The organism is Paeniglutamicibacter sp. MACA_103, assembly GCF_045798555.1.
Classification (GTDB): domain Bacteria; phylum Actinomycetota; class Actinomycetes; order Actinomycetales; family Micrococcaceae; genus Paeniglutamicibacter.
Window position 1 is genome coordinate 55,793 of record NZ_JBIXLN010000009.1, and the last position, 20,700, is coordinate 76,492.

At 65.6% G+C, this 20,700-nt stretch carries 17 protein-coding genes; 2 read left to right on the forward strand and 15 right to left on the reverse strand.

Annotated features, from left to right (window positions below; all coding sequences use genetic code 11):
* The first annotated feature begins 591 nt into the window (after positions 1-591).
* Together ACIPVK_RS06185 and ggt are read left to right on the forward strand one after the other, a co-directional pair.
* Positions 592-1,236 (forward strand): Ltp family lipoprotein, encoded by a 645-nt coding sequence (locus ACIPVK_RS06185; RefSeq protein WP_407611086.1) that lies wholly within the window; start codon positions 592-594, stop codon positions 1,234-1,236.
* Between the two features lie 553 nt (positions 1,237-1,789).
* Positions 1,790-3,613, forward strand: a complete 1,824-nt coding sequence (gene ggt, locus ACIPVK_RS06190; protein WP_407611087.1) for a gamma-glutamyltransferase — start codon at positions 1,790-1,792, stop codon at positions 3,611-3,613.
* Between the two features lie 94 nt (positions 3,614-3,707).
* Here the strand turns inward: ggt and ACIPVK_RS06195 are convergent, their stop codons facing one another.
* The 15 genes from ACIPVK_RS06195 to ACIPVK_RS06265 all read right to left on the reverse strand — a co-directional run bounded on the left by ACIPVK_RS06195 (position 3,708) and on the right by ACIPVK_RS06265 (position 20,663).
* Positions 3,708-4,523: a sulfite exporter TauE/SafE family protein gene (locus tag ACIPVK_RS06195; RefSeq protein ID WP_407611088.1), complete on the reverse strand. Its 816-nt coding sequence runs from the start codon at positions 4,521-4,523 to the stop codon at positions 3,708-3,710.
* Between the two features lie 2 nt (positions 4,524-4,525).
* Positions 4,526-6,325, reverse strand: a complete 1,800-nt coding sequence (locus ACIPVK_RS06200; protein ID WP_407611089.1) for a proline--tRNA ligase — start codon at positions 6,323-6,325, stop codon at positions 4,526-4,528.
* A 261-nt stretch (positions 6,326-6,586) separates the two neighbouring features.
* Positions 6,587-7,450 carry a hypothetical protein gene (locus ACIPVK_RS06205; protein ID WP_407611090.1) on the reverse strand — a complete coding sequence of 288 codons (864 nt, stop codon included), beginning with the start codon at positions 7,448-7,450 and terminating at the stop codon, positions 6,587-6,589.
* 127 nt (positions 7,451-7,577) lie between these two features.
* Entirely contained in the window at positions 7,578-8,378 is an 801-nt protein-coding gene (locus ACIPVK_RS06210) for a hypothetical protein (protein ID WP_407611091.1), read from the reverse strand.
* A gap of 92 nt (positions 8,379-8,470) precedes the next feature.
* Positions 8,471-9,379, reverse strand: a complete 909-nt coding sequence (locus ACIPVK_RS06215; protein WP_407611092.1) for a GNAT family N-acetyltransferase — start codon at positions 9,377-9,379, stop codon at positions 8,471-8,473.
* A complete protein-coding gene (ispG, locus tag ACIPVK_RS06220; RefSeq protein ID WP_407611138.1) occupies positions 9,333-10,478 on the reverse strand; it encodes a flavodoxin-dependent (E)-4-hydroxy-3-methylbut-2-enyl-diphosphate synthase in 1,146 nt (381 codons plus the stop codon). Before ispG ends, ACIPVK_RS06215 begins: the two co-directional genes overlap by 47 nt.
* Positions 10,479-10,643: 165 nt before the next feature.
* Entirely contained in the window at positions 10,644-10,934 is a 291-nt protein-coding gene (locus ACIPVK_RS06225) for a YciI family protein (RefSeq protein WP_407611093.1), read from the reverse strand.
* A 298-nt stretch (positions 10,935-11,232) separates the two neighbouring features.
* A complete protein-coding gene (locus ACIPVK_RS06230; RefSeq protein ID WP_407611094.1) occupies positions 11,233-11,646 on the reverse strand; it encodes a hypothetical protein in 414 nt (137 codons plus the stop codon).
* 371 nt (positions 11,647-12,017) lie between these two features.
* Positions 12,018-12,422 (reverse strand): hypothetical protein, encoded by a 405-nt coding sequence (locus ACIPVK_RS06235; RefSeq protein WP_407611095.1) that lies wholly within the window; start codon positions 12,420-12,422, stop codon positions 12,018-12,020.
* Positions 12,423-13,190: 768 nt separating this feature from the next.
* Positions 13,191-14,528 carry a hypothetical protein gene (locus tag ACIPVK_RS06240; protein ID WP_407611096.1) on the reverse strand — a complete coding sequence of 446 codons (1,338 nt, stop codon included), beginning with the start codon at positions 14,526-14,528 and terminating at the stop codon, positions 13,191-13,193.
* Positions 14,529-14,764: 236 nt separating this feature from the next.
* Entirely contained in the window at positions 14,765-16,144 is a 1,380-nt protein-coding gene (locus ACIPVK_RS06245; RefSeq protein ID WP_407611097.1) for a M50 family metallopeptidase, read from the reverse strand.
* A complete protein-coding gene (gene dxr, locus ACIPVK_RS06250) occupies positions 16,141-17,391 on the reverse strand; it encodes a 1-deoxy-D-xylulose-5-phosphate reductoisomerase (protein ID WP_407611098.1) in 1,251 nt (416 codons plus the stop codon). Before dxr ends, ACIPVK_RS06245 begins: the two co-directional genes overlap by 4 nt.
* A gap of 132 nt (positions 17,392-17,523) precedes the next feature.
* Complete coding sequence (locus tag ACIPVK_RS06255) at positions 17,524-19,134, reverse strand: tripartite tricarboxylate transporter permease (protein WP_407611139.1); 1,611 nt, start codon at positions 19,132-19,134, stop codon at positions 17,524-17,526.
* Between the two features lie 21 nt (positions 19,135-19,155).
* On the reverse strand, positions 19,156-19,659 hold the full coding sequence (locus tag ACIPVK_RS06260; RefSeq protein ID WP_407611099.1) for a tripartite tricarboxylate transporter TctB family protein: 504 nt from the start codon (positions 19,657-19,659) through the stop codon (positions 19,156-19,158).
* On the reverse strand, positions 19,656-20,663 hold the full coding sequence (locus ACIPVK_RS06265; RefSeq protein WP_407611100.1) for a Bug family tripartite tricarboxylate transporter substrate binding protein: 1,008 nt from the start codon (positions 20,661-20,663) through the stop codon (positions 19,656-19,658). Before ACIPVK_RS06265 ends, ACIPVK_RS06260 begins: the two co-directional genes overlap by 4 nt.
* Positions 20,664-20,700: the final 37 nt, after the last annotated feature.

Below are 20,700 nucleotides of genomic sequence, written 5' to 3' on the forward strand. Positions count from 1 at the left end.
CCCAAAGCAGGTCCGCTGCCGGCTCGGGGCGACCTGGTTCACATCTGTTTCGCCTCGGGTTTGAAAGGGCGCTGCTGGTAGATGCCCGTGATTGCAGAATGTAATTCGCGACCATCCGTGGCAGCGGCAGGACCGGGGGCTGAAGAGTCCACCGAAGCACCTAAGCACAGGTCTGTCACCGCGAGCCACAAACTGTCTCTGCCACGGGCTACGATCTGCGTAGGGGCTGCCGGGGAGGTTGGGGGCGGTTCCGATTCGCAATCGTCATTAGGGGGAACCATGTCTGTTCGTTTCAATCCGCCACCGCTTTGGCTACAACACCTTCCAGCCGGTTTCCGGCCCGCACCGTCGTGGGTTCCGGACTCTGCTTGGGGTGCCCCACCAGCCGGTTGGCCCATGTGGGTTCACGATGAGAATGGTCTCCCTGCGACGCCGCCGGAAGAGTATTCAGCCAACCCGTACCTGTACATGTCCGTGATGCCCGCATTCAGCGCAGCCGGAGTTCCTGTCTCACCTTCGACCGGATCGCCAGGGGCCACCCCGCCAGTCTCCGGCTTTTCGGTCCCCGTCAGCCAGGAACCCAAGAAGCCCATGGGCCGGGGCAAGAAAATTGGCATCGGCATCGCCGGTCTTATCGTGCTCCTGATCATCGTTGGCTCCTGTGGTGGCAGCGACGAGCAACCGTCCTCCGCCCCGACAACCACGGAATCGGTGGTCGCGTCTCCCAGTGAGACAGCAGCAGCGGCACCCGTAGTGTCCTCCGCTGACGCCTCAGCCAGCGCCAAGGCGGAAGCTGAGGCGGAGGCCAGTGCCAAGGCCGAAGCAGATGCCAGCGAAAAGGCCAAGGCTGCGGCTGAAGCCAGCGCCAAGGCCGAAGCAGAAGCCGAGGCGGAAGCCAGCGCCAAGGCCGAAGCAGAGGCCGAAGCGAAGGCAAAGGCAGAGGCCGGGACACTCAGTCAGCAAAACGCGCTGGGGGCTGCCGAGAGCTACCTCGAGTACACGGCCTTTTCACGCACTGGGCTGATCTCCCAATTGGAGTTCGAGGACTACTCAACCAAGGACGCAACGTGGGCGGTGGACCGTGTGACGGTCGACTGGAATGAACAGGCTGCAAAGTCCGCCGAAAACTACCTCGATTACACGTCTTTCTCGCGAAAGGGCCTGATTGACCAGCTGGTATTTGAAGGCTTCACAAAGAAGCAGGCGGAGTACGGCGTAAGTAAGACCGGTCTCTAGCTCTCTGGCCTGCTCCATGTTTCAACGCCAAATGCCACAGTCCACAATCCCGGAACTGGCAGGGGTTGCATTATCCCTGACGGCAATGGGCACGTGCCGCCCTTGCCCGATGGATCGCTGTTGCATCGAGCGAGAGTATTTGCAATCTCTCGGATTGCATCGCTGCGCCGGGCTCTAACAACAGGCTCCGCGTTGACCTGGTCCAGAGGATTTCTGGTTTACCGGGAAAGTCGCGATTACCTGATGCCTGTCATGCTGGAACCGGCATGACAGGCATCACCTAGCAGCCCGGTTCGGGGCGTCAAACGATACCGGCGTTGGATATGCGGCCGGGAGAAGCACTTCGTAGCCGAGGCCCATGAGCAGCGCGCCGACACACAGTGGGGGCGCAGGCCAGCTTGGCATTTGGCTTATTCGTCCCTCCGGTGCCCGCACCGTGCACCGTGGCCGTCCCCAAACGAAACCGCCATGTGAGGCGTGTCACGGCAGGCTGGCGGCTAACGGGCCCATACGTTGGCAGTGTCCCACTCGCACAGCCATCAAGGAGAACCCTGTGTCACGCAGATTCATTCATGCCTCGGCCTGCGCCGCGGCACTCACGCTGGTCGCCGGAGCCATCACCGCGGCCCCGGCCGTCGCGGAGCCGCGGCAAACCGAGAAACAGGCCACCGCCACCGGTACCGGAGGGGCGGTGAGCACCGTCGATGCCGAGGCCTCGGCGGCCGCCGTCGCCGTGCTGCGCAAGGGCGGCAACGCGGTGGACGCCGCCGTTGCCGCTGCGGCCACCCTCGGCGTCACCGAACCCTACAGCGCCGGCATCGGCGGCGGCGGGTACTTCGTCTACTACGACGCCGCCTCCGGAAAGGTCAGCACCATCGACGGGCGGGAAACCGCCCCGGCGAACATGCCGCACGACGCGTTCATCGATCCCGCCACTTCGGAACCCTATCCGTTCACCCCCGAGCTGGTGACCAGCGGCGTCTCGGTGGGCGTTCCCGGCACCGCGGCCACCTGGCAGCGGGCGCTGGAGAACTGGGGCTCGCTCAGCCTCGGGCAGGCCCTGCAGCCGGCCATCAAGGCCGCCACCCGCGGCTTCGTCGTGGACGAGACCTTCCGCGAACAGACCCTGGACAACAAGGAACGCTTCGCCGCGTTCGACTCCACCAGCGAGCTCTACCTGCCCGGCGGCGATGCCCCGCAGGCCGGCAGCATCCTGAAGAACCCGGACTTGGCCCGCACCTACCGGCTGCTGGCCCGCGACGGGATCGAGGCGTTCTACAACGGGGCGCTGGCCGAGGACATCGCCGGCGCCGTGCAGGCCCCGCCCATCGCCGAGGACACCGAGCTGCCCGTGCCGGTCGGACACCTGAGCACCCAGGACCTCGCCGACTACTCGGTCCTCGAACAGGAACCCACCAAGGTCGACTACCGCGGGCTGGAGGTCTTCGGCATGGCCCCCTCGTCCAGCGGCGGAACCACCGTCGGGGAGGCCCTGAACATCCTGGGAAACTACGACCTCTCCGCGATGGAGGGCCCGGACGCGATCCACCACTACCTCGAGGCCAGCGCGCTGTCCTTCGCCGACCGCGGAAAGTACGTGGGCGACCCGGCCTTCGTGGACGTTCCCACCGGCACCCTGACCGACGCGCTGTTCGGCGCCGAACGCGCCTGCGCGCTTGACCCCGAACAGGCGGCCGCCAAGCCCGTGGCCCCCGGCGATGTCACGGACTACGACGGGCTCTGCCCGGCGACCACCGCCGCACCGGCCGAGGAAACAGACACCGAGAACTACTCCACGACCCACCTGTCCGTGGCCGATGCGAAGGGCAACGTGGTGTCCTACACGCTGACCATCGAGCAGACCGGAGGCTCGGGCATCGTGGTTCCGGGGCGCGGCTTCCTGCTGAACAACGAACTGACCGATTTCTCCACCGTCTACAACCCGGCCGACCCCAACCGGATCGACCCCGGCAAGCGTCCGCGCTCGTCGATGTCCCCGACCATCGTGCTCTCCGACGGCAAGCCGCTGCTGGCCCTGGGCTCGCCGGGCGGTTCGACCATCATCACCACGGTGCTGCAGACCCTGGTCAACCGCGTGGATCTGGGCATGAGCCTGCCCGAGGCGATTGCCGCACCGCGCGCCTCGCAGCGCAACACGGCCAAGGTCACGGCCGAACCGGAATTCATTGAATCGCAGGGCACGGCGTTGGAGGTCTTCGGCCACGAGTTCGTGCCTTCCGGAGATTCGTTCACGCCGCAGGCGGAGATCGGTGCGCTCGAGGCCATCGAGTTCGCCCCGGACGGCACCATGACCGCGGCGGCCGAACCGACGCGTCGCGGCGGCGGCTCGGCCATGGTGCTCAAGCCGACGCGCTAGCTGCGTCCAACGAGGAACGGCTCCCCGACCATCGAACCGGCACGCCGGTTTGAGGGTCAGGGAGCCGCACCCATGTGGGGGTGTTTTTGCTTGCCTACGCGGCCGGGAACAGCACGTCGTAGCCCAGCTTGAGGATCAGCGCGCCCACCACGGAGAGGAAGACGATCCTGATGAACCGGCTGCCCTTGGACACCGCCATGCGCGCGCCCAGGTAGCCGCCGGCCATGTTCGCCGCGCCCAGCACCAGCCCGATCCCCCAGAGCAGGTGCCCGGAGGGCAGGAAGAACGCCAGCGCGCCGAGGTTGGTGGCCATGTTCACGATCTTGGCCTTGGCGCTGGCGGCCAGGAAGTTGTAGCCCATGAAGGCGACCATCGCGATGATCAAAAACGACCCGGTGCCCGGGCCGATCAGCCCGTCGTAGCCGCCGATGACCAGCCCGATCACCCCCGCCACCGCATAGTGCCGGGAACCGGTGTGCCGCAGCTGCGTCAGTTCCCCGGCCGTGGGCTTGAAGAGCGTGAACAGGCCCACGGCCACCAGCGCGGCGATGATGACCGGCTTGATGACCTCTTCGGGCAGCAGCGTGGCCAGGATCGCGCCGCCGAAGGAACCGGCCAGCGCGACCATGGCCATCGGGATCGCGGTCTTCAAATCCGGGTGGGCACGGCGGTAGTAGGTCACCGCACTCGTGGTGGTGCCGAAGATGGAGCCCATCTTGTTGGTGGCCAGCGCCTGCACCGGGGAGATGCCGGGCACCAGCAGCAGCGCGGGCAGCTGGAGCAGTCCCCCGCCGCCGACCACCGCGTCGACCCAGCCCGCGGCAAAGCCGGCGAGCACGATCAGCGCAATGGTTCCGGGCTCCATTGACTGGAGCCCGGAACCGTCAAGCAGCGCCGCCGCCTCGATCATGCCTAGCCCTTGGCGAGGCTGATCAGCTGCGCGACGACCTCGTCCACGGCAACGTCGGTGCGCTCCCCGGTGGCGCGGTCCTTGACCTCGACCACACCATCGGCCAGGCCGCGGCCGATGACCACGATGGTCGGCACGCCGATGAGCTCGGCATCGGAGAACTTCACGCCGGCGGAGACCTTGGGACGGTCGTCGTAGATGACCTCGACGCCGGCGGCGTGCAGCTCGTCGGCGATCTTCTGCGCGGCCTCGAAGAGCTCGGCCTGCTTGCCGGTGACCACCAGGTGCACGTCGGCCGGGGCCACATTGCGCGGCCAGACCAGGCCGTTCTCGTCGTGGTTGGACTCGGCCAGGGCGGCGACAGCGCGGGTGACGCCCACGCCGTAGGAGCCCATGGTGACGACCTTGAGCTTGCCGTTCTGGTCAAGCACCTTCAAATCCAGGGCCTCGGCGTACTTGCGGCCGAGCTGGAAGATGTGGCCCATCTCGATGCCGCGGGCGGTTTCCAGCGGGCCGGATCCGTCCGGCGCCGGGTCCCCGGCGAGCACCTCGACGCACTCGATGGTGCCGTCCCAGGTGAAGTCGCGCCCGGCCACCAGGCCGAAGACGTGCTTGCCGGATTCGTTGGCGCCGGTGACCCAGGAAGTGCCGGCGACCACGCGCGGGTCGACCAGGAACAAGATCTTGGAGGAACCCTCAAGTCCCAGGACCTTGGCGTCCTCGCCCAGGCCGGGGCCGATGTAGCCCTTGACCAGGGTCGGGTGCTTCTTCAGGTCGTCCTCGGTCGCGGCCTCGAGCCCGACCTCGCCGCCAGTTTCCAGGTGCGCGGAGATGTTCGCCTCGACGCGCTTGAGGTCCACGTTGCGGTCACCGGGCAGGCCGATGGCCACCAGCTGGCGTTCGCCGGTGGGCAGCGTGGCCGCCAGCACGACGTTCTTCAGGGTGTCGACCGCGCCCCAGGCGCCGTCGGCGCGCGGGGCCACCTCGTTGGCGCAGGCCACCAGGGTCTCAATGGTCGGGGTGTCCGGGGTGTCCAGGACCTCGAAGGCCGGGGCATCGGTGAAGTCGATGTCCGCCGGCACCACGGTGGTCACGGCCTCCACGTTGGCGTAGTAGCCGCCGGGCGAGCGGACGAAGGTGTCCTCGCCGACCGCGGTCGGGTGCAGGAATTCCTCGGACTTCGACCCGCCCATGGCGCCGGCGGTCGCGAAGACCGGAAGGATCTCCAGGCCCAGGCGGCCGAAGATCTTCAGGTAGGCGGCGCGGTGCGCCTGGTAGGCCTCTTCCAGGCCCTCGTCGTCGATGTTGAAGGAGTAGGAGTCCTTCATGATGAATTCGCGTCCGCGCAGCAGGCCCGCGCGGGGACGTGCCTCGTCGCGGTACTTGTTCTGGATCTGGTACAGGTAGGCCGGCAGGTCCTTGTAGGAGTTGTACAGGTCCTTGACCAGGAGGGTGAACATTTCCTCGTGGGTGGGTGCCAGCAGGTAATCCGCTCCCTTGCGGTCCTTGAGGCGGAAGAGTCCCTCGCCGTACTCGGTCCAGCGGCCCGTCGTCTCATAGGGTTCACGCGGCAGCAGGGCCGGGAAGTGGACTTCCTGGGCGCCGATGGCGTTCATCTCCTCGCGGATGATGGCCTCCACCTTGCCCAGGACGCGCAGGCCCAGCGGCAGCCAGGTGTAGATCCCGGGCGCGGCACGGCGGATGTACCCGGCACGGACCAGCAGCTTGTGGCTGGCGACCTCGGCGTCGACCGGATCTTCGCGCAGCGTGCGCAGGAACAGGGTGGAGAGCTTTAGGACCACGCTAACTTTCCATTTCCGCGGCCATTTTCCAGGCCACAACATAGTGGTGGGGTGCAAATCCTTGGTTCCGCGGCTTTCGCCCCGGGCGGGCCGCCGCTGCCGTCCACGGGGGTCCGCGTCGGGGCATGGCGCCGCAAGGCACTTGTCCCATCCTACTTTGCCGACCCGGTGCCCCTTGGCATCGCGTGCAACGCGGCACCGGCCGGCGGGCACCCGGCGAGGGGTGCTTGCCGGCCGGTGGCGCATCGGGTGGACGGGCTGCTACTGCCCGGCGATGTGCTGCAGGGCCAGGTCGATGTATTTCTCGGCCTTCGCCACGGCCTTGTCCATGTCCTCGGGCTGGGAGATGCTGACCGAGACGTTGCTTTGGCCGTCATAGCCGGCCACGGTCAGCGTCGTGATCTCCTGGCCCAGCACCTTCACGTCGGTCACCGTGGCGATCGTGGTCTGCGCCGTGGTGCTGGCCTTGGCGTCCTTGACCTCCGCGGAGGCTTCCTGGCCTTGCATAGTCAGGGTGAATTTGCTGCACCCGACCTTGTTTTCCCCGGCCTGCTGTACCAGTTTCTCCAGGAACTCGGCGTCCGGGTAGGAGGCGATGCTGATGCTGGTGGTCACGTCGTTGGGCTCGGCCGGCAGGAGCAATACCGCCATGGTGACCTGTTCGAGCGTCTCGCTGATGCCGGCAACCGCGAATTCGCCGCACTCCGCCGGGCTGACCTTCATGCCCGACACGATCTCCTCGATGGTGCCCATGCTTGCCCGAAGTTCGGCGTCCTTGAGGATCTGTGCATCGTCCTTTCCGTATTCCTTTTTCAGGGTCTGCGCGACCTTCACCAGCTGGTTCGCGGTGAGCTGCTTGCCGGAGGCGGCATGTGATTCCGGCGTGGTTGCGGCCGGTTCGGTGGCTGCGCCGGAGCTTGGCTGGGTGGCCGGGTCCGACGCGGTTGCCGGCGTGGGGGTTGCGCCGGAACTTGGCTGGGCGGCTGGATCCGGCGTGGATTCCGCCGCGCATCCGGTGATTGCAAGTGTTGCTGCGAAGGGCAGTGCCCACAGTGCTGTCTTCTTCATCTTCTCCCCCGAGGCGTGTGAATGGAACGCGGTGCCGGCCAACTGAAGGTCGGCCATGGGCAACACCCTACACAGTAAAACCAGCCGCGGGAGGAAATATTCGGCACGAATTTCCCGCCGCTGCCCGGGCACGCTCAACAGGTCTGGTGGCGGGGAGGGAAAACCGGAGCGGGGTGTACTGAGCTTACGGGGCAGGCGTAGCCGCAGGTCCCGCCGCGCGCAGGATCCCCAGCATGGCTTCGGCATCCTGGAGCGCCTGGGCGGCCGCGGCTTCCGGGGTGTCCTTCACGGCGCGGGAAGCCGTCAGCATGAGGTGCCCGTCGATGACGCGAACCGACACCTGCCGGCTTTTTGCCTTGCCGTTCACGCTTTCGAGCATCGTGGCCGAGGTGTAGGGGGCCGAACTCATGGCCTCGAGCCGCGACAGCTTCGAAACGATCTTCTGGCCGTCCGCGACGACGGTGTAGGTGCCGCAGGATTCATCCAGGTGTTGCTGCGCCGCCACGTCGGCCACCAGGGCGGCCCGGTCCCGGTAGGAGGCGACCGTCAGGTCCCCGCCGGCCTGCTGCGGCAGCACGGCAGCGGCCATGGCGGCCTGGTCCAGCTGGTCCTTGAGGCTGCCGATCCCGTAGAGCCCGCATTTGGCCGGCACCACGGTGATGCCCTCGAGCCACTTCTGCGCCTGCGGCAACTGCTTGCGCAGCGTTTCATGGTCGTTGACGACGGTTCCCGGGGTCGCGTTGGCCCATTGCTGCACGGCGTTCTTCAGCGCCGCGGCATCCAGGTACCCCAACTCGGTCGCGGTACCGGGGCTCGCCGTCGATCCCGTGGAGCCCGGTGCTGTGACGGTCACCTCGACGGGGGTCGGGGACGGGGATGACGGGCCCGGGGCCGGGGCATCGGTACAGCCGGCCAGGGCCAGCAGCAGGCCGGCGGTCCCCAGCGCGGCGAGGGTCTTGCGAATGGGTTCGTTGGTCCTTGGCATGCGGGTTCGTCGCGTCTGGCTTTCCGGTCGGCGGCCCGCCTTGGGGAGCGCCGCATCCGTGGTTGGTGGGTTTCCGGCAACTGCCGGGCGGGTCAGAAGAGGATGGTGGCGAATTCGCCGACTTCCTCGAAGCCGACCTTGCGATAGGTGGCAAGGGCCGGGGCGTTGTAGTCGTTGACGTAGAGGCTGGTGGTGGGGGCCAGGCGCAGCGCGTAGTCGGCGACCGCGGCCATGAAGCCCGCCGCCCGTCCGCCGCCGCGGTGCTCGGGGTTCATCCAGACACCCTGGATCTGCGTGGCGCGCGTGGTCACGGTGCCCAGCTCGGCCTTGAAGCGGATCGCGCCGTGGGTGTCCAGGGCGATCAGCGAATGTCCCGACTGGATCAGCGAGCGGACCCGGGAGCGGTAGAACGATCCCCCGTTGACCAGCGGCGAGTAGCCGAGCTCCTCCTCGAACATCAGGGCGCAGGCGGGCAGGACCAGATCGTACTCCCCCCCATGGCTGGCGCGCAGCGACTGCTCCGGCGCTACGGCGGGCGCGCCGGAAAGCGTCATCAAGGGCTGGTTGGGCCGCACGCTGAAGGCCTGCTGAGGTCCGTCGACGAGCACCTTCCACATGCCCATGACCGCTTCGGCGGGGCCGAAGCAGGAGGCAAAGCTGCGGTTCAGCGACCTCACCACCTGGCCGAATTCCTCGGCGTCCTCGGCGGTGACATTGATGGGGACGATGTTGGCCCCGATCCAGCAGGCCGAGACCAGCAGCGCGCCGTCGAACCTGCCCACGATGAGCGATCCGCCCAGTCCGGGCCGGGCGGATCCGGTGACCGCAAGCTGCGCATCCATGAAGATGTTGGCGACCGGGTCGGAGGAAACGAGGGCGCGGAGAGCCGAGGTGTCCGCATCGTCCAGGACGCGGATACCTGCCGAGAGTGACTCTCCGGCGCCCGGGTTGCGTCTAGCTGACGGTAACCACGGGGCCACCTTGGACAGGATTTTCTCCATCCACGTCCCCCATTTCCTCGGCGATGCGCATCGCCTCTTCAATCAGTGTCTCAACAATCTGGTCTTCGGGCACCGTCTTGATGACTTCGCCCTTCACAAAGATCTGTCCCTTGCCGTTGCCCGAGGCCACGCCGAGGTCCGCTTCGCGGGCCTCGCCCGGTCCGTTGACGACGCAGCCCATGACGGCCACGCGCAGCGGGACCTCGAGCCCCTCCAGCCCGGCGGTGACCTGGTCGGCCAGGGTGTAGACGTCGACCTGGGCGCGGCCGCAGGACGGGCAGGAAACGATTTCCAGCTTGCGCGGGCGCAGGTTCAGCGACTGCAGGATCTGCGCGCCGACCTTGACCTCTTCGACCGGCGGGGCCGAGAGCGAGACGCGGATGGTATCGCCGATGCCCTTGGAAAGCAGGGCGCCGAAGGCGGTGGCCGACTTGATGGTGCCCTGGAAGGCAGGTCCCGCCTCGGTGACGCCCAGGTGCAGCGGCCAGTCGCCTCGTTCTGCCAGGAGCTCGTAGGCGCGGACCATGACGACCGGGTCGTTGTGCTTGACCGAGATCTTGAAGTCGTGGAAGTCGTGCTCCTCGAAGAGCGAGGCTTCCCAGACGGCGGATTCGACCAGCGCCTCGGGGGTGGCCTTGCCGTACTTTTCCATCAGGCGGGGATCCAGCGACCCGGCGTTGACGCCGATGCGGATGGAGGTGCCGGCGGCCTTGGCGGCCTCGGCGATCTGCTTGACCTGGTCGTCGAACTTGCGGATGTTGCCGGGGTTCACGCGGACCGCGGCGCAGCCTGCATCGATGGCGGCGAAGACGTACTTCGGCTGGAAGTGGATGTCGGCGATCACGGGGATCTGCGACTTCTTTGCGATGATCGGCAACGCCAGCGCGTCGTCGGCCGACGGGCAGGCTACGCGCACGATGTCGCAGCCGGTGGCGGTGAGCTCGGCGATCTGCTGCAGCGTGGCGTTGATGTCGGTGGTCGGCGTCGTGGTCATCGACTGGATGCTGACCGGGCTGTCGGAACCGACGCCGACGGAACCGACCTTGATCTGTCGGGTCTTGCGTCGCGGTGCGAGGACCGGGGGTGGCGTCGATGGCATGCCGAGGCTGACCGGGATCGAGGTCAAGATTTCCTCCGAGGTGTTGAGAATGGAAGCTTTTTCCATTATCCCCCCGCGGTCCGACCCGTGGGGCCGTAATCTCGCAGGGCGAAGCCGGACGCGCGGGCACGGCGGCAAAGTGCCGTGATCACGCGGGTTTGCTACCTAGGCGTGGTGACTGAGCTCACCCGTGACCGGGCTCCATTCGGTGATCCGCAGGGCGGCAATGGAGCCGCTGACCGCGAACGGGTCGTTCTTCAGGGTTTCGGCCAGTGCCGCCTGGCAGGGCGCCGACAACAGCAACAGGGCGCCGGATCCGTCCACGTACGGGCCGGAGGCGACAAGCGCGATTTCGCCGGCCAATCCGGACAGGAACTCTCGGTGCCCGGGACGGTGCTCGTCACGGATGGCATCGGAACCGGCGGCGTACACATATTCGACTGCGAAAACACTCATGGGCAACAGCCTAATGCTTGTGAAAGCCAAACGGGTCACACCCCCACCGGAGGGCACTGTCGGGTCGGGCCACACACCGAGCCCTGATCTGCAGGTGCCACACCCAAGATCAGCGAGGGCGGCCCGGGGCAGAAGACAGAGGAAGTGTTTGCTCCCATCGTGCCAGTACCGGCCCACCGCTTCGCAGCATTGTCATGGTATTGCGTGCATTATTCGCGCAACCCGAGATCAGCTAGATCAAACTAGATACCCCATATGTCTGGGCCACCCCGTGCGCGCTCACCGTAAGCGTCAAAGCCTAGAAGTCATCTCCTGGATCCACACCCTCCGGCAGTGTAAAGCAGGCAGACCCCGATGAAATGTGGATCGTTCCGGGCTCATCTATGCCGAAGAGGTAGCTTTCCGCGCTATCTCGTGAGCGTAATTGCACCCGATAGTCTCCGACGATGTCGAAATCGGTTTTGATGGCGAAGGGACCATCTTGGTAGTGCGCCTCAATCGCCTTTAAGATTGATTCTTCCTCGGTGCCCTTAGTTAATGTGACGTTGGTTGAGCCGTCCCAAGTATGTTGTTCCTCGGAGCAACTGAACATCAGGCCCGTCTCCCGCTGCTCGATCTTGGCCACCTTGTCTTCGGGAATGAGGCCGGCGATTTCCCGCTCCATTGCCTGGGCCTTGGCCTTGGCTTCCTGCCACGTCAGCTCACTCTCCACAGGGGCATTCCCTCCGATTCCGGTCGTGCTGGTCGGCGCCCCGGACGTGCACCCAGTAAGCGCCACCAACAGAATCAACGCGGCAGCAGTCATACGTGTTCGAATCATTTCATTGCCCTCTCAAGCATGTCGTCATGTCCAATCCGTGGCGCAATCGTGGGTGGGCCGATTCAGCGAACAACCCGCCCGGCAACGCTGACGATTGCGCCGGCGCCTTGACCTTGAATACTCCGCAGATATCATCCTGGTGGGCGTCGCCATGACTGGTCCGTCGTCATTTACGTTGGCGGCGTCATTGCCAGATGACGCGGCGGTCAAGCGAACCACACCATCTGGGCGAGTCAGGATGTCGTCACCACTGCGATCGATGCCTAGAATTCTCCGCGTGAAGACACACCCTCCGGCAGCGCAAAGCAGGCAGAACCGGATGAGATGCGAATCGTATCGGTGTCCCATCCCGCCGAGATGAGGTAATTTTCTGCGGAATCGGGGTGCAACAACTGCACCCTGTAGTTGCCGCTAATATTCACGTCGTTTTCAACCGTGAAGTGGCTGTCCTGGTAGTGCGCTTCAATTGCCCTCACAAGAGGTTCCTCCTCTGCGTCTTTGACCAGGGTCACCATGGATGTTCCGTTCCAGTTATGTTCTGTCTCCGAACAACTGAGGAGGGTACCGGTTTCACCTTGCTCTATCTTGACCACTTTGTCTTTGGGAATTAGCTCCGCAATCTCTAGTTCGATTGCTTGGGAATGGGCTTTGGCTTCTTGCCAGGTCAACACACCCTCCGCGGGGGCCTTCCCTTCAGTTTCGGTCGTACTGGTCGGCGCCTCGGACGCGCACCCGGTAACCGCCACCAACAGCCCCAACACGGCCGTAGCACAGCGTGCTCGGATCATTTCATTACCCACTTAAACATGTCGTAGCGCTTCGCGATGATCTTGGTTCTCCGGGTCTGCCCCCCGCAATTTCACCTCGATCGTCAATCGGAAAACCTTTACCTTTAGGCCTGCATTTCAGGAGCACAACGCACGCAAGGGCACATAGCAAACAGCGCAATCCTGCCCACCTCTGCAGATTATCACAAAAGACTTTACAAAAGCCTCTCTCGCGGATCCTCAAAGTGCACGCCGCATTCAACGAGAGTGGGCGGCCAGCGGTGTCTTCCATGGTTGAGACGAGTTCCCCGGCAGGGAACAAGCTCGGCCATCACTACTACGGTCAATCGATGCCGAGATCCGCGAACACATCTCCGAGGATCGCTTGCCAAACAATGGCGAGTACGGTGGGAGGCTGCTGCAGTGGGCAGCACCGGCCACGTCGTCGGTCGAATCCCCCGGTAGACGTACCTAATTCGACATTTGCTGGAGTCGTTGCTCGATCGCCTGATTCGTTCCGATACACTTCGACAATTTGTTACTTAAGGGCGGAATTCTCGTCGCCGCCTACGGCGTGCGTCCGCCCGCCCGCCCGCCCGCCAAGGATGTCGATGCCAATGCCGTCAGCGCCAATGTCACCGCCGAACATCTGCCGGGCGACAAACGACCTCAGGAATGATCGCGAGGCTCCTTTACGTCCCCGCGCCGACGAAGCACCCGCCCAGCAATTCCACTTGAAACCTTGTCCGTTGCCGTTCGTGCCTTGCCTAGTGCTTCAGTGCCGAAGCGTTTCGTCGCATCGACCCCGCCTGCTCCCGTTTCGAGGGCTTTGTTAGTCGTGTTCTTTGCGAGGTCACGTGCATCGTTGCTGATGCGCTTGGTGGCGTCGAATCCATCTGCCCCCGTTTCGATGAGCCTGTTCCGAACATCGTCAACTGCTTCGATCCAACGTTTGGCTTCAACAGTTTGCTGGCCATCCTCAATTCCCAGGCATTTGTGGAAATCACCAACCGAAAGTTCAACCCTGTTACTCGAATGAACCACAGTGCGTGCGGATGCCGGATGAAGGAGGACTTTCGTGTTGGCCCATCCCGCGGCTGCATTCATTCTTCCAATCAGCTGTTCAGTACTTCGAGTAATCTGGTTCAGTCGGTTTTGCCGAGCAACACGAAGAGCCCGACGATGGTCGTCTAGTTCCTCAGGCGAGGCATCAAGTACACGGTCAAGTTCAAGCACCGCCAGCGCATCATATAGTTGGAAGCAACGAGCCAGGACCGCAATCCACTCTCGAACCTTAGGCTCTGCCTCAAGGATTACCTTGGCCAGATCTCCCATTTTTGACTTGCGCTCGATCTTCTCCGCGAGTGCGTCCAACTGACGCAGCGCGTACATCTGGGTGCTTGCAACTGTCAGAGGAGCCGCTTGCACTTTGGACCAGGTAACGTCCGAAACTCGCCCGACCGTATCGCGCGTAGTAATTGCGTCGTCGACAACCAGTCCAACCCCGATCATGTCGGCCAACACCGTGTCTTTCTGGGCACGAAGTATGTCGTCGACCTTCTCGTCGATTATCGCCAAGTAGTCCGTAATTTCGTCCATCGCCTGTTGCATCGCAACCTGCGACATGATCCCGGCGACGCCAGTCAGGACTGCAGGGTTAGTCAGAATCTGCGTCGGAGTCTTAACTATTTCGAGGAGACCAGTGATCTTTCCATTCTTCACGAGAACGGTCCGGCGAAACCCTTCCTCCGAACCTTTCATTAGGTCACTGGCTTTGAACGCTTTTGCTGATCTCTCGGTTAGTTTCACCCACCGACCAGCATTCGCAGCAATTTCGGAGCCGGCCTGCGCTACCCCGGCCCCTGCGCTGAAAGCCGTACCCAGCCTCTGCAATCCGAGGTCTTTGGACGGCAGGTTTTCAGAGGCCAGAAAGCGCTCAATTGCTAATGGATCGCCGATGAGCGCCATGCCGTTTTCATCACCGATGAGTTCGATTTCGTCGTCCACTGCAGTCTCCTCAGGCATGGAGCAGATAGCCCCAAATGTGGATGGAATCACTTCCAACCGGTGCGACCCACAGCACCACGAACAGCCTATGCCAAGAACCGCAAGCCCAAGCGAATGGCATATCGATGCGATTTCAGCCGAGCCGGCTGGATCCTGTCACTGCTCAAAGCAACAGCGGCCCCCTCCCACTCCCTCGTATGGGGTGGTGGGACGGGGCCGCTTCGAGGTGCAATAGCTCAGCCGAAGATCGACACCGGCTTGACGATGTCGGCGTAGATCAGCACCGCACCCATGACCAGCATGCCCACCGCGACCACGTAGGTCAGCGGCAGCAGCTTGGCGATGTCCACCGGCCCCGGATCCGGGCGGCGGAAGACCTTGGCGAAGAGGCGGCGCACCGCCTCGAAGAGCGCGCCGATGATGTGCCCGCCATCGAGCGGAAGCAGCGGGATCAGGTTGAAGACGAACAGGGCGATGTTCAGCCCGCCGATCAGCGAGATCAGGCTGGCCGCCTTGTCCACCACGCCGATCTGTTCCGTGGCGCTGATTTCCCCGGCGATGCGGCCCACGCCCACCACGGAGATCGGCCCGTTGGGGTCGCGCGGGGTGTCGGAGAACGCCGCCTTGCCCACCGCTGCCACGCGGGCGGGCAGGTCCAGCACCACCGCAGCGACGCCGGAAACCTGCTGGCCAACGGCCGGCAGGACCGCGGAGACCGGCTGCTGGATGTTGCTGATCTTCGAGCCCATGCCGATGAACCCGACCTCCACGGTCTGGGGCGTGCCGGAGGCGTCGGTGACGACCTGGCCCTCGTCGTTGATCACCGGGCGTTCGGTCTTGTAGGGGGTGATGGTGGTGGAGTGCTCCACGCCCTCGCGCTGGTAGGTGAGCGGGACCGATTCACCGGCGTGTCCGCGGATCGCCTGGGTCAGGCCCACCCAGTCGGTGGTGCCCACCGGTGCTCCGTCGAAGGAGGTGATCACATCGCCCGGGCGCAGGCCCGCGGCATAGGCCGGGCCGGGGGCGTCGGAGGGCAGGCAACCGTTGTTGACCGAAGAGTCGCGCGAGGATTCCTCGCCGAGCGGCACCACGCACTGGTAGACCTCGTCGACGGTGCTGGTCTGGGCCGGCATCCCGAAGCCGACGGTGACGATGCCGATCATGACCACGCCGATGAGCAGGTTCATGACCGGGCCGCCGAGCATGATGATGATGCGCTTGTAGACGGGCAGCTTGTAGAACAGCCGATTGTCGTCCCCGGGCTGCAGCTGCTCGGCCGCCGCGTGCCTGGCCTCGTCGGCCATCTGCTGGAACATGCCGGTGGAGGACTTGCGCAGGATCGGGGCGTCGGTGGCGCCGATATCCCCCTTGTTCCGCGCCGGCGGGTACATCCCGATCATGGAGATGTAGCCGCCCAGCGGGATGGCCTTGAAGCCGTATTCGGTCTCCCCGCGCCGGAAGGACCACAGCGTCTTGCCGAAGCCGATCATGTACTGGGGCACGCGCACGCCAAAGCGCTTGGCGGGGACCAGGTGCCCGACCTCGTGCAGGCCAATGGAAAAGCCGACGGCGATGACCATGACCAGCACGCCGAGGATGAAAAGTAGAACGCTCACAGTGATTCCAAACGCTTGGCGGCTTCGGTTCGTGCCCAGGTTTCGGCGGCAAGCACCGAATCCAGGTCAAGGGTGCCTGACTCGGGGGCATAGCCCTGCAGGATCTTCTCGACGGTTTCGACGATGTCGGTGAAGCGGATGGCCCCGGCGTGGAACGCCTCGACGGCTTCCTCGTTCACCGCGTTGTACACGGCCATGTGGGTGGGCGAGGCGGCCGCTGCCGCCTTGGCCAGCTCGATGGCGGGGAAGGCTTTGGCATCCAACGGCTCGAAGGTCCAGGAGGCGGCTGCGGACCAGTCGCACGGGGCGGTGGCGCCGGGCACCCGGGCCGGCCAGCCGATGCCCAGCGCGATGGGCAGGGCCATGTCCGGCGGGGAGGCCTGGGCGATGGTGGAGCCGTCGATGAACTCGACCATGGAATGCACGATGGATTGGGGGTGCACCACCGCCTCGATGCGATCCAGCGGCACGTCGAAGAGCAGGTGCGCCTCGATGACCTCCAGGGCCTTGTTGACCATGGTGGCCGAGTTGGTGGTCACGACCTTGCCCATGTCCCAGGTCGGGTGGGCCAGCGCCTGGGCGGGGGTGACGTCGCGCAATTTCTCGCGGTCCCAGCCGCGGAAGGGCCCGCCGGAGGCGGTGACGATCAGCTTGTGCACTTCCTCCGGGGTCCCGGCGCGCAGAGCCTGGGCCAGCGCGGAGTGCTCGGAATCCACCGGGACCAGCTGGCCGGGGGCGGCCGCGTCCTTGACCAGCGCGCCTCCGACGATCAGCGACTCCTTGTTGGCCAGGGCCAGCAGGTGGCCGGCGTTCAGGGCCGCAAGCGTGGGGGCCAGGCCGATGGAGCCGGTGATGCCGTTGAGCACCACGTCGGCGTCCGGGAAGGAGGCGATCTGCGTTGCCGCGTCGGGGCCGGCGAAGAGCTGCGGGTCGTAGTCCTGGACCCCGGCGGCATCCTTGGCGGCCGCCAGGGCGGCGGACAGCGCGTCGACGTCAGGGTGGGCGCAACCCACCGCCTGGGCGCGCGTGGCTACCGCCTGGGTGGCCAGCAGGGGCAGGTTGTGGCCGCCCGAAAGGGCTGCGACGGCAAACCGCTCGGGTGCCGCGGCGATGACCTCGAGGCCCTGGGTGCCGATGGACCCGGTGGAGCCGATCAGCGTGATGCGGCGGATGGTGCCGGGGATCGGCGCGGTGAAGGCCGTGGCCGGGCGGGGGGCGGAAAACTGCGCAATGTTCACCTGACCCATTATGTCCGCACTTGCTGTGCCAACCCAATGAACCGGCCCGCGGGCAAGCGCCGCCGGGGATCGGCTTAAGCAAGCGCGGCCCCCGATTCCCCCTCGAAGGAGGGAAACGGGGGCCACGAGGCGTTGCAGATATCAGCGATGCGTCTTGCCGCTGTGGCGCGGGCCGTGGATGTCCATGACCTTCACCTCTGCCGGCTCGGCGGCCTCGCCGGGGGCGGCCGCGGAGTCGGGCTCCACCACGACGGGCTCGACGAGCTCCTCGAGTTCGGCCGCGGCCTTCGGGAACAGGCGGCGGAACAGCATCGCGGCCAGCGGCCAGAGCAGGACCAGTGCGATGATCACGTAGACGACCACGGCGATCGGCTCGCTGAACAGTCCGGCCGGGTCCCCGCCACTGAGCTGCAGGGACTTGCGCAGCTCCTCCTCGGCCCGGGGGCCAAGGATCACGCCGATTATCAGAGGCAGCACCGGGATGCCAAAGCGGCGCATCGCGAACCCCAGCGTGCCCAGCACCAAAAGCAGGACCAGGTCGAAGGCCTGCAGGTTCACCGCGTAGGCGCCCAGCGTGGCAAAGAACAGGATGCCCGCGTAGAGGTACTGCCGCGGCAGCTGCAGCAGCTTGGCCCACAGCGGCGCCATCGGCAGGTTGACCAGCAGCAGCAGCGCGTTGCCGATGAACAGGCTGGCGATCAACGCCCACACCAGCTTCGGCTCCTCCTCGAAGAGCAGCGGGCCGGGCTGGACCCCCAGCTGCATGAGCGCCAGGAGCATGACCGCGGCGGTCGCGTTGGTCGGCAGGCCCAGCGCCAGCATCGGGGTCAGCGTGCCCGCGGCCGAGGCGTTGTTGGCCGCCTCGGGACCCGCGACGCCCTCGATGGCGCCGTGGCCGAATTCCTCCGGGTGCTTCGAAAGCTTCTTCTCGGTGATGTAGGACAGGAACGTCGGGATCTCCGCGCCTCCGGCGGGCAGGGCGCCGAAGGGGAAGCCGTACGCGGTGCCGCGCAGCCAGGGCTTCCAGGAACGCTTCCAGTCCGCCTTGCCCATCCACGGGCGCCCGACGGGAATCGTGTGGGTGGCGGTCTTGCGCAGGTGCGCGGCGATCCACAGTGCCTCGCCGATGGCGAAGATCGCCACGGCAACCACCACGATGTCCAAGCCGTCGGCGAGCAGCGGCTGGCCGAAGACCAGCCGGCCCTGGCCGCTGACCGGGTCCAGGCCGACCAGGCCGATGGCCAGGCCCAGGCCCAGCGCGGCAAAGCCGCGCAGCTTGGAGGATCCCAGCACTGCGGTCACGGCGATCAGCGCCAGCAGCATGATCGCCAGGTAGCTCGGGTTGCCCAGGGACACGGCGAACTTCACCACCCACGGTGCGATGGTTGCCAGCAGCGCGGTGCCGATGGTGCCGGCAACGAAGGAGCCGATCGCCGCCGTCGCCAGCGCCTGGGCGGCGCGGCCGGCCTTGGCCATCTTGTGGCCTTCGATGGCGGTGATGACCGTGGCGGACTCACCGGGGGTGTTCAGCAGGATGGAGGTGGTCGAGCCGCCGAACATCCCGCCGTAGTAGATGCCGGCGAACATGATCATGGCGCTGGTGGGTTCCAGCCCGTAGGTGACCGGCAGCAGCAGCGCGATGGCCATGGCCGGGCCGATGCCCGGCAGCACGCCGATGGCGGTGCCCAGCAACACGCCCATCACGGCGAAGAGCAGGTTGACGGGGGTCACTGCGGTGGCGAACCCCTGCATCAGCAGGTTGAATGTTTCCACTTAGAGCACTCCCTTGAGCAGGCCGGCCGGCAGGTGGATGCCCAGCCCCAGGTAAAAGCCGTAGAAGGTGCCCACGGCCAGGGCCACGGAAATCAGTCCGTCACGGATGTAGTTGCGCCCGCCCAGGGCCAGGACGCTGCCCCAGAAGAGGATGGTCCCGGAAATGGGCCAGCCGAGGAGGTCGATGAAGACGATGTTGAGGATGAAGACCAGCACCAGGGGAACGACGACCTTCCAGTCGATGGGCGTTCCCATCTCGATGTCCTCGCCGTCCCCCGGCTCCGCCGTTCCCCCGCGCAGGATGTTCACGGCGAGCAGGACGGCGCAGGCCAAAAGCAAGGTCCCCACGATGTAGGGAACGGTCTTGGGACCCAGCCCGTCGGACTGCTGGTAGGGCACGTGCAGCCCCGCGGCGTCGATCAGCACCATGGCCCCGACCGCCCCGAGCAGGGCCGCGAAGCCCAGCTCGGAACGGTCCTTGAGCCAAATGGCTACTGGTTTCATGCCAATCCCAAGGCGGTCAGGACGTCGGAAACCCGCTTGTCCTGGTCGGTGAGGAAGCCGGCGAACTCGTCCCCGGTGATGAAGGCATCGGTCCAGCCGTTGGTCTTCAGTGCAGCCTTCCATTCCTCGGAGGCGTGCATCTTCTCCAGCGTGGCGATCCAGCGCGCCTTGGCCTCGTCGCTGATGCCCGGAGGGGCCACCAGGCCGCGCCAGTTGCTGAATTCCAGGTCGATGCCCGATTCCTTCAGGGTCGGGGCGTCAACGCCCTCGAGGCGCTCGGCGCCGGAGGTTGCCAGCACGCGGACGTCGCCGGACTGGATCTGCTTCAGGAACTCGCCGGCACCGGATGCCGCGAAGCCCAGCTTGTTGCCCAGGATCGCCGGCAGCAGGTCGCCGCCGCCGTCGTAGGAGACGTAGTTGACCTTTTTCGCGTCGATGCCCACGGCCTGGGCCAGCTGCATCGGCAGCAGGTGGTCGGGGCCGCCCGGCGAGGAGCCGCCGCCCACGGCCAGCTTGGACGGGTCCTTCTTCCAGGCCGCGACGAGGTCCTCGATGGTCTTGTACGGGGAGTCCTTGGAGACCATGATGGCTCCGGGCTCCTGGATGAGCCGGGCGATCGGGGTGGTGTCCGTCAGCCGGGCGTCGGTGTCGTTGGTGTAGCTCGCGCCGACCACGCCCAGGCCCATGAGCATGCCGAGGTCGTTGTTGCCCTTTTCGTTGACGATGCGGGCCAGGCCCACGGTGCCGCCGGCACCTGCGAGGTTGAAGACCTCGACCGACTTGGCAATGTCGGCTTCCTCCATGACCTGGGCGCTGACGCGGGCCGTGGTGTCGTAGCCTCCGCCTGGGCTGTTGGGGACCATGATGCGCAGGCCGGTCACCGGACCGGATTCGGCCGCGCTGCCGGAGGCGCCGGCGTCGTTGCCGGTGACTCCGCAGCCGGTGGCGGCAAGCATGATGCCGGCGGCCACGGCCGCCAGCTTCAGGATGTTGGTACGTCCCATGGTGATTCCCATCTCAAATGCGAGTGAATGATGTGCA